The following is a 14,170-nucleotide window of genomic DNA, read 5'->3' as shown; positions in this document are numbered from 1 at the left end:
TATTTTAAGAAAAGTTTTTAACACGAAAACGTTTTCGTGACTTCTGTCATATTTTTTAACGCTCGTATCACACTAATTTTACATAGATTTAACCCGAGAAGTGAAAATATAACACAATTAAACTAAGCAATTTTAACTAAAACATTGTATGAAAACATTCTTAAATGCTTTATTATTCTGTCTAATTATGGTACCGGCAACGCTGTTTGCTCAGACGACCGTTACTGGTACAGTTACAGATAAAGCAAACGCTATGCCTTTGCCAGGCGTTAATGTCATTGTTAAAGGAACTGCCAGAGGAACCTCAACGGATTTTGATGGTAATTTTTCTTTAGAAGTCAGTGACGGTGAGACAATAGTTATTTCGTATTTGGGCTATACGACACAAGAAATTGTGTTTAACGGTCAATCTACGATAAATGTAGAACTATCTGAAGATGCAGCTCAACTAGACGAGGTTGTATTAATTGGATATGGTTCTGTTAAAAAAGAAGATGCAACAGGATCTGTTGATGTCGTATCTTCAAAAGACTTTAACAAGGGAGCTATAGTATCAACTGATCAGTTGTTAAATGGTAAAGCAGCAGGTGTAAGAATAACCACAGATGGTGGTTCGCCTGACGCAGCTCCTAATATTAGAATTAGAGGAGGTTCTTCTTTAAGTGCAAACAGTAATCCATTAATAGTAATTGATGGAGTGCCAATTGCCAACAATAATCCTGCTGGTGTAAGTAACCCACTTACATTAGTAAACCCTAATGATGTTGAAAGCTTCTCTATATTGAAAGATGCTTCTGCTACTGCTATTTATGGGTCTCGTGCTTCTAATGGTGTAATCATAATTACTACAAAAAAAGGTACTTACGGTGATGAAGTAAGATTCAATTTTTCAAGCAACATCTCTGTGAGTTCTGCAGGAGAAGGTTTGGACATGATGAATAGTGAAGAATACGTTAGGTTTATACAAGAGTATCACCCTAATTATATAGATTATTTGGGTGTTCCTGTTGGCTCAGTTAGTACTCCTGAAAATGTATCTCAAGTTGTAAATGGAAGAGCAATATATGATACAGATTGGAGAGATCATATCTATAGAACTGCAATTTCAACTAACACTAACTTTAGTGCTAGGGCTAATATTTTAGGAGGAATCCCTTTTAGAGCATCTGTTGGATATACTAATAGTGAAGGTGTTGTAAAAACTGATGACTATGAAAGATATACTGCAGCTTTTAAACTGACACCTCAATTTTTAGATGATAATTTAAAAATTGATATCAATGCTAAAGCAACCTATGCAGACAAAAATGCAGCTGATTCTGGTGGTGCAATAGGAAATGCAATAGCTTTTGATCCAACTAAACCAGTGTACGATAGTTCAAGTGTATTTGGTGGCTATTATATGAACATGAATGGTAATTTAATAGATGGAAGATGGAATCCTGTAGCACAGTTATTACAGCGTGAGCGACCTGAGCGAGTTTTTAGATTTTTAGGAAATACTCAATTCGATTACAAAATGCCATTCTTACCTGAACTTAAAGCAGTAGTAAACCTTGGTTTAGATGCTTCTAGAGCTAAGATTAAAGAACGTTTTTCAAATAATGCAATTGCTACTTATAGTGTAATTGATGAAGGAAATGATTTTGTTTTCAATCCTGGTGTAAATTACATAGAAAACCAACATATTACTAATGCTACATTTGATGCTTACCTTCAATATAATAAAAGCTTTGATGATAAGTTCATTAACAAATATGATGTACAAGCTGGATACTCTTATCAGAATTTTAAGAATGATGGAAACCAAGAAAGATATCAATACAATACTGTTACAGGTCTAAGAGAATTAGTAGTCAATGTAAACAACCCTAATAATAGATATTATAACGTTTTAAACTTACAGTCTTTCTTTGGCCGTGCTAATATTGATCTAGCTAACAAGTATTTATTAACGCTATCATTTAGAGCAGATGGTTCTTCTTTATTCCAAGAAGATGATCGTTGGGGCTATTTCCCATCAGCAGCATTAGCTTGGAAAATCAAAAAAGAAACATTTTTAAATAATATATCTTTCTTTAATGATTTAAAATTAAGGTTAGGTTGGGGTCAGACAGGACAACAAGACATTACTGGTGTTGCTGGTTATTATCCTTCAATTCCATTATTCCAAGCTGGTGATAGTAATAGTCAATATCTACCAAATTCTTCATTATACTCAGCATTACCATTTAACCCTGATTTAACATGGGAGAAAACAACAACCTATAACATAGGTTTAGATTTTGATATCTTAAAGAACAACTTAATATCTGGTTCTTTTGACGTTTATTATAGAGAAACAACAGATCTACTTGCAGATGTACCTGTTCCTCCTGGGCAAGCTTTTTCTAGTAGTTTTATTGATAACGTAGGTGAAACAGAAAGCAAAGGTTTTGAACTAAACTTAAATATTAGTCCAATCAGTACTGAAAACTTTACGTTTGATATATCATCTAACCTATCATATAATCATACTAAAGTTACAGATTTAGAAGGTCTTGCTAGTATTCCTACTGGTGGAACAGTTACAGGAACAGGAACATTTTTACAAAGACACTCAGTTGGGCAACAAGCAGGTAGTGCTTACGTATTTAAACAATTATATGATGCCGATGGGCAGCCTATTGCTGGAGCTTTTGCTGACAGAAACGGTGACAACATAATAAATGATGATGACCGTTATTATCAGCCAATAGCACCAAACTGGACTTATGGATTTGGATTAAATTTCACTTACAAAAACTGGGACTTAACAACTAGTTTTAGAGGTCAGTTTGGAGGAAATGTATTTAACCTTAATAAGCTTAATTACGGTACTTTGGAAAGTGCTATTCCTAACAACAATAATAGTCTAACAAACGTTTTGAATTTTTATGATGGAGCTTCAACAAGTTCTATATACGAGGCTTTAGGAAATACTATTTATTCTGACTATTACTTAGAAGATGCTACTTTCTTAAGATGTGATAATATTGTATTAGGCTACAGTTTTGATAACATTATAAAAGATGGTGTTGTACGCTTTTATGGAAGTGTAACTAATCCATTTATAATTACCGATTATTCTGGACAAGATCCAGAAAATTTTGGAGGAATTGATGGAAGCTTCTATCCTAGACCAACAGTTGTAACTCTAGGGTTTAACTTTGATTTTTAAAAAAAAGACTATGAAAAATTTAATAAAACTATTTGTTATTTTAGTAGTTGCTGCTACAGCATTCTACTCTTGTACAGACGATCTAAATACAGAGCCTAAAGTTGAGCTCTCATTAGAAGAATTATTATCTGAGGACCCAAATGCAATTGAAGGTATTGTATCTAGACTCTATGCTTCTTTTGCTTTATCTGGCCCTTCCGGACCTGGTAGCTCTGATGTTGATGACGATCCAGGTGAATCACCTTTTTTGAGAGGTATTATAAATTTACAAGATTTTACTGCCGATGGTATGAAAAACCGCTGGGGAGATGATGGATTGGATCAATTGACAACCACATCAAGCTGGGATGGGAATAACAAATTCTTCAGATATTTATACAACCGTATATACTATACTATACCTCAGTGTAATAACTTGATATCTGTATTAAACTCTATATCTGTAGAAGATTCAGATTTAGCAAGAAATGAAGCCCGTTTTTTACGTTCTCTAGCTTATTACTATTTGATCGACACTTTTGGAAAAGGTGTATTAGCTACTGAGAACAACCTTGGCGAAAGCCAACCTCTTCCTGAGGTTGGAAGAATAGAACTTTTCAACTATGTTGAAGGTGAGTTACTAGAAATTGAACCTCTTATGCCTGAGAGTAATGGATACGGTAGAGCAAATAAGTACGTAGTAGATATGCTTTTGGCAAAATTATATATCAATGCAGAGGTGTACACAGGCGAACAGAGATATGACGATGCTTTCACATATATAAATAAAGTAATAACTGAAGGTGGTTACCAATTAACTGATAGTTTTGTAGAAAACTTTTCTGCAGATAACTTTAACTCTACTGAAATCATCTATCCTCTTATTGCTGATGCTGATAACAGTAGAAGTTATGGAAACACCACATACATTGTTAATGGTAGCTTAAGCTCGGATACAATGCCTATTGCTCAATTTGGAGCATTAGAAGGTTGGCAGGGACATAAAGCTTCACCAGCATGGTATGGCTTATTTGGTAATAGCGCTTCTGATCTAGCAAATAGTAATGATGAAAGAGCATCATTATTTTGGACAGATGGACATACTTTTGAAATGACCGACTATAGAGAATGGACAAATGGCTATCCATCAATAAAATTTAGAAATACTAATTTTGAAGGTTCATCAACAGCTACTGCGTTTTCTAGCACAGATTTTCCTATGTACAGACTAGCTGATGCATATCTTATGTATGCGGAGCTTGCCTTAAGGGGAGCTGCTGGATCAGATATGGGTTTAGCTCTAGATTATGTAAACAACGTTAGAATTAGATCAGGAGCTAGCACAATTTCTTCGGGAAGTTTAACCTTAGATTTTATTTTAGACGAAAGAGCTAGAGAACTTAATTTAGAAGGACACAGAAGAACAGACTTAATAAGGTTTAACCGATTTACTGGTGGTAATTATATTTGGCCATGGAAAGGAAATACCCTAGAAGGAACTTCTATTCCAGATTATTATAATCTATTCCCTATACCTGAGCAAGCAAGAGGTGCAAACCCTAATTTGACTCAAAACCCAGGATATTAAAAACTATGAAAATGAAAACTATATTTAAACTAAGCTTATTAGCACTTACGCTTCTTTCATTCTCCTGTAGTGAAGATGATCAATTTCAAGTAAGTGAGGATAGTATAGGTGGTATATTAACACCATCTACTGGAGATTCATTTGTGCTTAATCCTTTTGAAGTACAAACAAATACAGCTATGACAATTAGCTGGGAGGATGCAATTTATAGTGTCCCAACACAAGCTAATTATACAGTTGAAGTTGCTCAAAGTGGCACAAATTTCGAAAATGCAATTGTTGTTGGTAATACTATTGAAAACGCATTAACTGTCAATATTTCTAATTTAAACAACTATGCAATACTTGCTGGTCTATTTCCTTTTGTTGAAGGACAATTGGATATTAGAGTTAAATCTGCTATAGGTGACGAGGCTGTTTTGCCTCAATATTCTGATGCTATCACTGTTTCTATAACACCTTTTACAACAGATTTACCTAAACTATCAGTTCCAGGTAACCACCAAGGTTGGGATCCTCCAACAGCACCTTTATTAGCCTCATCTGCTTTTGGTGAAACAGACTACGAGGGTTATGTATGGCTAGATGGAGAATATAAATTTTTAGCTCCTGACGAAACAGGTGTAGTTTTTGAATGGGGAAATACTGATTGGGGAGATGATGGAAATTTTAATGGAGTTTTAGTTGAGACTGATGAAGTAAATTGTACCGAATCAACAGCAGGATATTATCTTGTAAAAGCAAATACAGATGAGTTAACCTACTCAACAGAAATTATGAACTGGGGAATTATTGGTAATGCTACACCTACTGGTTGGGATAGCGATACAGATTTAATCTATGACCCTGCAACAAGAACTTTATCAATAACCTTAGATTTAACTGCTCAAGAAGCACCTGATAACGGAATTAAATTTAGAGCTAATGATGATTGGGGTGTAAATCTAGGTGATACAGGCGCAGATGGAACTATGGAATATAGTGGAGATAACATAGGTATTCCTGTGTCTGGAAACTACACAATAGTTTTAGACTTAAGTAACCCTAGAGAATATACTTACTCTTTAACACTTAACTAATATACCAATGAAAAATATAATAAAATTTTTACCCTTATTACTTATTACATTGGTAAGTTGTGAGGATACAGAAGAATTTGAATTTTTGCCAACTGAAGAGAGTTTTGAAATTATTTCTCCTACAGATGGGTCAAGTCTTATACTAGACGAAACAAATGGACAAAACAATGCTTTGACTATTGTTTGGAGTGATAATGTTTCTAGTAGTGAAAACTATGTAATAGATATGTCTACTGACGAGGCATTTACATCACCTATAAATATTGGCAGTACAACTGCTAACTCTTATTCATTTACTGTAGAAGATTTAAATACATATCTATTACAAGCTGGACTTTATGCCTATGAAGACTCTAATGTTTATTTCAGAGTTACAGGAGGTGAATACTCTGATTTATTTAGATTATCTGTTACATCATTTCCTGATTCTAACCCAATAATAAACAATCCTAATGATTCAAGTGACATTAGTTTATCAGTAGATACACCTGAAGATGTTGCTATGAGTATAGAATGGGAAGATCCTGATTTTTCTCCTAGTTCTACAACAATTGTAAACTATAATGTACAAGTTGCATTAGCCGATACTGAATTTGCTGAGTTTGAATCTCTAGGTGAAACACAAGAATTAATGCTAGACGTAACTCATTCTGGGTTGAACAATAAAGCTATTAGTCTAGGTTTGATAGAAGAAACACCTGGATCACTTGAAGTAAGAATTTTTTCTTCTCTAGAAACAACTTCTGGTGTTATTGAAAGATATTCAGATCCTATAACTATAAATGTTACTCCTTATGCTTCTACTATAGAAATATCAACATGGGGAATTGTGGGTGGAGCGTACAATAATTGGGGAGCTTTTGCAGATGCACCATTTTACACAACAGAAGTTCCTAATATATTGGTTTCATATGTCAGCTTACTTGATGGTGAGATTAAATTTAGAGAAAATAATGATTGGACAAATAATTATGGTGATGTTGGAGCTGATGGCACTCTAGATAATGGAGGTGATAATATACTTGTTACTGCCGGAAATTACAAAATAACATTAGACTTTAATGAAAACACATATACAATTGAGCCATTTTCTTGGGGTATAGTTGGCTCTGGTTATAATGATTGGGGCGCTACACCTGATGCTAAATTTTATTATGATTACACAACAAACACTTTCAAAGTGAATGTTCAATTATTAGACGGAGAAATTAAGTTCAGACAAAACAACGAATGGTTAACAGATTTTGGCGATAATGGATCCGACGGCACCTTAGACGCTGGCGGTACTAATATTGCTGTTACTGCTGGTTACTATGCTGTAACTTTAGACTTCAACAATAACACTTATACTATTCAATCTACTGATGTTTGGGGTATTGTTGGTTCAGGCTACAATGATTGGGGTGGTGCAGGACCAGATTTTGCTCTTACACAAATTCAGCCCGGAGTTTACTATGGAGACATAGCAACTTTAGTTGATGGTGAGATAAAGTTTAGACCCAATAATGATTGGTCAACAGATTTTGGTGATAATGGTGCTGATGGCACTTTAGACGCTGGCGGTACTAATATTGCTGTTACTGCTGGTCTGTATAGAGTGAAAATGGATGTTAACACCGGAACATATGAACTAAACCAAATTCAATAAAAAACAAATTGAATATTAACCCAAAAAGGGCTGATTATTGTCAGCCCTTTTTTTAAATAAAGCTTTATGAGAAAGATTTATACATTATTATTACTCACTATATTTTCATTATTGGGATATGGTCAAGTAACAATATCACCTAATCCATTTGAGGTAGATGAATCCATAACAATTACATTAGACATTAATAGTAATGCTACAAACTGTAACGGATTTAATAGCCCATCAAAAGTATATATGCATTCTGGTGTAGGAGATGGTTCTAATGCCTTTGGTATTAGTGTTGTTGGAAACTGGGGACAGGATGATGGAGTTGGGGAAATGACCAACCAAGGTGGTGGTATTTATAGTATCACACTTACCCCTCAAACTTATTATGGATTATCAACTGCACAAGCTGCTAATGTTATTCAAATGGGAATGGTTTTTAGAAACGAAGATGGTAGTCAAGAATTAAAAGCAACTGGTTGTAACGATTTTATCTATGATGTCGGAACTTTTCAAGTGAGTCTATCTTCTCCAACAAACGAAACTACAATTTTAACATCTGGAAGCAACTTTAGCATAAATGCTACAAACATAGGGGGAAATGCAAGCTATACGCTTTATGCTAATGGAGCTATAATAAATACTAATGCATCTACAAGTAATTATTCTTTTACAGATGTTGCAGTTACATCTAATAAAAATTATGAGTTGGTAGCTGAATTGAATGGCACAATAATAACGCATTCATTTAGTGTTCTTGTTGATCCTGGAAACATCTTTGATGTGATGCCTGTAACTTATGAAGATGGCATTACTTACATAGATGACAATACTGCTGTATTAGTACTCTATGCTACTGGCAAAGACTTTGTTTATTTAGCAGGAAGCTTTAACAATTATCAGCCTGATACAAGCTATGCAATGAAAAAGGATCCAACCCGAAACAATAAGTTTTGGATTGAACTTACAGGACTAACTCCTGGTCAAATAGAAACCTATCAATATTGGGTAGTAGATAAAACACCTCTTGCTAACTCACCAGCACTTGTTAAGACAGCTGACCCTTATTCAACTTTAGTTTTATCACCTTATGATGATCCATATATTCCTGCTACAACTTATCCTAACTTACCAACTTATCCAGCTGGTCAAGAAAGAGAGGTAACAGTTTTACAGACTGGACAAACTCCTTATAACTGGCAGGTTACAAACTTTCAAAAACCAAAGAAAGAAGACCTTATAATCTATGAACTTTTAGTTAGAGATTTTGATGCTGATAGGAACTATCAAGATGTAATTGATAAAATTGACTACTTTAAAAGTTTAAACATTAACGCTATTGAGTTAATGCCTGTGATGGAATTTGAAGGTAACGAAAGTTGGGGATACAATACATCTTTCCATATGGCATTAGACAAATTCTATGGTACAGAAGACAAGCTAAGAGAATTAATAGACGTTTGTCATCAAAATGGTATTGCTGTAATTTTAGACTTAGCCTTAAACCATGCTTTTGGGCGTAACCCGATGGTGCGTATGTGGATGGATGATCCTGATGGTGATGGTTGGGGAGGACCAAGTTCTGAAAACCCTTATTTTAATGTAACAGCTACACATACTTATAGTGTAGGTAACGACTTCGACCACTCTAATCCAAGAACAAAAGACTACACAAAACGTGTTATTAAACATTGGGTTGAAGAATTTCATATCGATGGATTCCGTTGGGATTTAACAAAAGGTTTTACTCAAAATTGTACTTCAGGAAACGAAACCTGTACAAATGGTTACCAACAAGACCGTGTAGATGTATTAAGAGAGTATGTTGACTATTCTTGGTCTTTAGATCCTTATCACTATGCTATTTTTGAGCACTTAGGGTCTGATTCAGAAGAACAACAATGGGCTAACTATCGTATTAACGAGACTATACCTAAAGGTGTTATGATGTGGAAAGAAATGTGGAACGATTACAAAAACTTAGGTAATGGAAGTACTGGTAATATTAGTGGTATGGGCAGTAATGAACACGGATTTACTATGAAAAGAGCTTTGGGGTATCCTGAAAGTCATGATAAAGACCGTGTAATGTACGAAATGGTAACATTTGGTGCCAGCAATGGTAGCTATGATATTACCAACTTGAATACTGCTTTAACGAGAATGTCTACCATTGGTGCAACTTCAATTATGATTCCTGGCCCAAAAATGTTATGGCACTTTGCTGAATTAGGTATGGATATTTCTATTTGGACTTGTGACAACGGAGTGGTGAATAGTGATTACGATGGAAATAATGATGGCGATTGTAAATTATCTACTAAACCACAACCGCAATGGGTTAATAACTGGACAAGTGATCCAAACAGAAGCCAAGTCTTTAGTGATTGGGCTAGATTAAATAACTTAAAGATTCATGAAGATGTTTTTGAAGGAGATTACTCCATAGATTCAGGAGATTTAACTCCTCGAATATTTGTTTGGAATGATGCTTTACCTTCAACAGAACTAAAAAATGTTGTCATCCTAGCTAACTTCGATTTAACAGCTCAAAATATCGTCCCAGATTTTCCTTATACAGGAACATGGTATGATTTAATGGATGAAACAAATTCAACATCTATTAACGTAACAAACACAACAGCAACGATTAATATTCCAGCTGGTGAGTTTAGAATTTTTGGAAATGCACAACCAGATGCTTTAAGTATTGATGAAGAAACTTTGTTAGGCTTCTCAATTTATCCAAACCCTGCTAATACAAGCTTTAATATAAGCACAAATGTTTCAAATGTTGAAATCTATGATTTGTCAGGAAAACTTATAAAGTCCTACAAAGGTTCTTTTGACAGAACAGATTCTTTTGATATCTCAAATATTACTACAGGAATGTATATCGTAAAAGCTGAAAACAGTAATAAACAAATAAATACAACCAAGTTAGTCAAGCTCTAAAAAAATTAAGCGTTAATTGAGCAAAAAGAGCTTCTTAAAATAAGAAGCTCTTTTATTTTTATCTTAACTCCATGAAGATTAAATGCATTTTACTACTAATATTAATTATCACGTATTCATGTAGTGATAAGTCAGATAGTATTTCTATTAATCCTGAAAACACTATCAACTTTTATTATGGTGCAGACCTTTCTTATGTTAATGAGATGGAAGATTGTGGTGCTATTTATAAAAACTTAAACGGGGAAATTCAAGATCCTTATACTATTTTTAAAAATGAGGGGGCGAACCTAGTTAGATTAAGATTATGGCATAACCCTAACTGGACGAATTACTCAAACTTACAAGATGTAAAACAATCTATTCTACGTGCAAAAAATGAGGGCATTCAGGTTTTATTAGACTTTCATTATTCTGATACTTGGGCGGACCTTCAACAACAACAAATTCCTGCAGAATGGCTAACTTATATTGATGACGTTGAAATATTAGGAGATTTACTTTACAATTATACATACAATACGCTTTTAGAACTCTCAGACGAAAATTTGTTACCGAATATTGTTCAAATCGGAAACGAAATCAATCCAATGATTCTTCAAGATGGAGAACTTGAATGGCCTATTGATTGGGCAAGAAACTCAGCATTAATTAATAAAGGTATTAAAGCCGTTAGAGATGTTTCTGAAGTAAGAAATGAAACTTTAGAAGTTATGCTTCATATAGCTCAACCAGAAAATGGACTCTGGTGGTTTGAACAAGCTACTGCCAACGGCATAACGGATTTTGATTGGATAGGTTTATCCTACTACCCTATTTGGTCAGATTATGATTTAGATGAAGTTCAAACACCGCTTTCAACTTTAGTAGACACTTATAATAAGAAATTAATGATTGTTGAAACTGCCTATCCTTTCACTTTAGATAATGCAGATAGTGCTAATAATATTTTAGGCTCAGATGCTCTAACATCTGGTTATCCAGCTACACAACAAGGACAATTAGACTACCTTAATCAACTCAAGCAAATAGTTGAAAATTCTGGTGGACTGGGTTTAGTTTATTGGGAACCTGCTTGGGTCTCCACAAACTGTACTACACAGTGGGCACAAGGATCACATTGGGATAATGCCACACTTTTTGATCATGAAAATAAAGCTACGCTTGGTATTAAATTCTATAATGGATCTCAAGACTAATATGAATTCTATCAAATCAACTTGAACAATAACTCACCGAAGATTTATTCTTTGCTTTTACTTTTTGTTTTCTGTAGATTAAAATAGTTACCGCTATTATTCCTCCTGCGAGCGCCAAACCAGCACCAACAAAACTTGATGAAGCTGCACTAAAACCATAAGCAATTGGCAATCCTGCAAGGTAAGCACCTAATGCATTTCCCATATTAAAAGCACTCTGATTCATAGAAGATCCCAACATTTCGGAACCTTTAGCTGAATTGATAATAGCCATTTGTATTGGTGTGGAAATTGTAAAAGCTATCATACCTACAATAAAAGTAAAAATCAGTGCCATTACAGCATTAGAAGCTACTAAAGCGTTACAGATTAATACTAAAACAATAGCAAACATACTTATAGCAACGGAACGTAATGGTGAGAAAGTCTCAGTCATTTTAGCTCCAACAAAATTTCCAACAAACATACCTAAACCTGCAAGAATCATGGCGTAACTTACCATGTCTTCTGAGAGATGAGATACATTAGTTAATAGTGGAGCTATATAACTATACCATGCAAAAAATCCTCCTGTACCAATTGTGGTTAATAATATCAAAGCCCACATTTCTGGGTTTTTTAATCCTTTTGCCTCTTCTTCACTTGAAGAATCATTTTCATGTTTAAAATGTGGCATCCAGTAAAAGATACTTATCATAGCTAAAATACCAACAATTCCAACCATAATAAACGAAGCACTCCAATGGTATTGATTTCCTATATACGTTCCAATGGGTACACCTATAATATTTGCTACAGTAAGACCTGTAAACATCACTGCAATAGCTTGTGCAGATTTGCCTTCTTTAGCCAATTTTCCTGCTACAACAGCACCTATTCCAAAAAATGCGCCATGAGGTAAAGCTGATAAAAATCGCATAACCAACATCATTCCATACCCAGTAGAAAAAGCAGAAAGTGTATTGAACACCGTAAACCACAGCATTAAAAACAATAACATCTTATTTGATGACAGTTTATGGCTTATACTAGTTAAAAGTGGTGCTCCTACAACAACTCCCAAGGCATATGCAGAAATGAAATGTCCAGCTTCTGGGATGGTAATTTGTAAAGCTTCGGCGACATTTGGTAGAATACCCATTATTACAAATTCGGTTAATCCAATACCAAAGCCGCCAACAGCTAAAGCTAACAAAGCTTTTTTGTTAGAATTTTTCTCTTTCATAGCAATTATTTACAATGTGCTTTTATGTTTGCAAAGTTCTAAACAATACAGGTATTTATTTAATAGTGACTTACCTTATATCTATGCCATTTTATCTCTGTTAAAATTATATTAAAAGATAAAGAGTTAATATAGAACACAAAAAAAGGTGCTCAAAATGAACACCTTTCACTATTAATCAATCATATTTCAATTAACTTTCAAAACTTCTAGCTAATTTATTAGGGTAAATTCTGTACTTATTAAGAAACATTTTTAAAGGATTAAAGTTACTCAAGAAAGAATATGGATTAAGATCAAATCTTAAAACAACTTCGCAAGATTCATTTTTTTGGATTTTCAATCCTTCTTCAATTTCAAAGTCTAAACAGTTAACATTATATAAGTCTTCCGTAGTTCTTTCTAAAGTTTTATAACTATTATTCGATGTATCTAAGTAAAACCTAACTTGTCTATATTCACCTTCACTAAGCCCTAAACCACTATTCGATTTAATAAAAACACCTGTATGAAGCCCTTTTAAAAGTAACAACTGATTCTTAAAATCAGAAACTACATGTTCGTTACCATTAATATCAATAACCGATAATTTAATAGTATTCAAACTCATTTCAGACACACCTTTTTCTAAAACCTCTTTATTTCTTAAAACAATATCTTTAGTAGTTTTTCTACCAAAACCGTTTGTCTTTTCCTCCATATAAAATGAATAAGGTAGTGTTTGCCAAATTGTTGGATAAACTGTTATATTTTTCATAGTGCTTTGTTTTTTAATATTTTAAAAACAGATATCATACATATCTTCGGTGCAAATTTCAGCAGAAAAACAAAGTTAAAAGTAGACGCCTTTATCGCATATATATGCTATTTTAACAACATATAAGACACAATAGTTTATACCAGTTAATATAGAATACTTTTAAGGTAAAAATGTAAATAACGTTCATTTGGAAAGAAAATTATAACTGCAGAAAGCTATCATAAGTTTTATAAAACAAAAAAGCCAACTCGTTAGAGTTAGCTTTCTTTGAAAGTACAGGCGGAGAGACTCGAACTCTCACACCTCGCGGCACTAGATCCTAAGTCTAGCGTATATTGCACCAAAGAAACACAAAAACACTCATTATCAATTACTTATGTGTTTTGTCATTTTCTTTAAAGTCAATTAATATCAGTTAACATCAACATTTGTTGTACCTATGTTGTACCTAAAAAGACCAATAAATATGTATCTTTATAGAAAGACTACAACAGAAATTGTGCAAAAAACAAAATGTTGTACCTATGTTGTACCTGATTTGACTTTCGTA

The 14,170-nt window shown here is 33.8% G+C and carries 8 protein-coding genes; 6 read left to right on the top strand and 2 right to left on the bottom strand.

The features are described 5' to 3' along the window. Positions 1-148 precede the first annotated feature (148 nt). The 6 genes from AC2H4K_RS10360 to AC2H4K_RS10335 all read left to right on the top strand — a co-directional run bounded on the left by AC2H4K_RS10360 (position 149) and on the right by AC2H4K_RS10335 (position 11,635). A complete protein-coding gene (locus AC2H4K_RS10360) occupies positions 149-3,199 on the top strand; it encodes a SusC/RagA family TonB-linked outer membrane protein (protein WP_281138985.1) in 3,051 nt (1,016 codons plus the stop codon). 10 nt (positions 3,200-3,209) lie between these two features. Then, positions 3,210-4,766 (top strand): RagB/SusD family nutrient uptake outer membrane protein, encoded by a 1,557-nt coding sequence (locus tag AC2H4K_RS10355; RefSeq protein WP_281138986.1) that lies wholly within the window; start codon positions 3,210-3,212, stop codon positions 4,764-4,766. Positions 4,767-4,777: 11 nt separating this feature from the next. Next, positions 4,778-5,845, top strand: a complete 1,068-nt coding sequence (locus AC2H4K_RS10350) for a SusE domain-containing protein (RefSeq protein ID WP_281138987.1) — start codon at positions 4,778-4,780, stop codon at positions 5,843-5,845. Between the two features lie 7 nt (positions 5,846-5,852). Beyond that, complete coding sequence (locus AC2H4K_RS10345) at positions 5,853-7,493, top strand: SusE domain-containing protein (protein ID WP_493742385.1); 1,641 nt, start codon at positions 5,853-5,855, stop codon at positions 7,491-7,493. Positions 7,494-7,559: 66 nt separating this feature from the next. Then, positions 7,560-10,436, top strand: a complete 2,877-nt coding sequence (locus AC2H4K_RS10340; RefSeq protein ID WP_281138989.1) for an alpha-amylase family glycosyl hydrolase — start codon at positions 7,560-7,562, stop codon at positions 10,434-10,436. Positions 10,437-10,507: 71 nt separating this feature from the next. Then, entirely contained in the window at positions 10,508-11,635 is a 1,128-nt protein-coding gene (locus tag AC2H4K_RS10335) for a glycoside hydrolase family 53 protein (protein ID WP_281138990.1), read from the top strand. Between the two features lie 16 nt (positions 11,636-11,651). On the opposite strand, the gene AC2H4K_RS10330 is transcribed toward AC2H4K_RS10335, so the two are convergent. Both AC2H4K_RS10330 and AC2H4K_RS10325 read right to left on the bottom strand, forming a co-directional pair. Further along, positions 11,652-12,860, bottom strand: a complete 1,209-nt coding sequence (locus AC2H4K_RS10330; protein ID WP_281138991.1) for an MFS transporter — start codon at positions 12,858-12,860, stop codon at positions 11,652-11,654. A 193-nt stretch (positions 12,861-13,053) separates the two neighbouring features. Further along, positions 13,054-13,617 (bottom strand): hypothetical protein, encoded by a 564-nt coding sequence (locus AC2H4K_RS10325; RefSeq protein WP_281138992.1) that lies wholly within the window; start codon positions 13,615-13,617, stop codon positions 13,054-13,056. Positions 13,618-14,170: the final 553 nt, after the last annotated feature.

The sequence above is a fragment of the Winogradskyella sp. 266wxhm genome (assembly GCF_058964685.1).
This window is presented reverse-complemented; position numbering and strand designations above follow the sequence as displayed.

Coding starts and splice junctions, on each gene's coding strand:
- AC2H4K_RS10360 (WP_281138985.1), top strand. CDS start 149: ATGAAAACATTCTTAAATGCTTTATTATTCTGTCTAATTATGGTACCG.
- AC2H4K_RS10355 (WP_281138986.1), top strand. CDS start 3,210: ATGAAAAATTTAATAAAACTATTTGTTATTTTAGTAGTTGCTGCTACA.
- AC2H4K_RS10350 (WP_281138987.1), top strand. CDS start 4,778: ATGAAAACTATATTTAAACTAAGCTTATTAGCACTTACGCTTCTTTCA.
- AC2H4K_RS10345 (WP_493742385.1), top strand. CDS start 5,853: ATGAAAAATATAATAAAATTTTTACCCTTATTACTTATTACATTGGTA.
- AC2H4K_RS10340 (WP_281138989.1), top strand. CDS start 7,560: ATGAGAAAGATTTATACATTATTATTACTCACTATATTTTCATTATTG.
- AC2H4K_RS10335 (WP_281138990.1), top strand. CDS start 10,508: ATGAAGATTAAATGCATTTTACTACTAATATTAATTATCACGTATTCA.
- AC2H4K_RS10330 (WP_281138991.1), bottom strand. CDS start 12,860: ATGAAAGAGAAAAATTCTAACAAAAAAGCTTTGTTAGCTTTAGCTGTT.
- AC2H4K_RS10325 (WP_281138992.1), bottom strand. CDS start 13,617: ATGAAAAATATAACAGTTTATCCAACAATTTGGCAAACACTACCTTAT.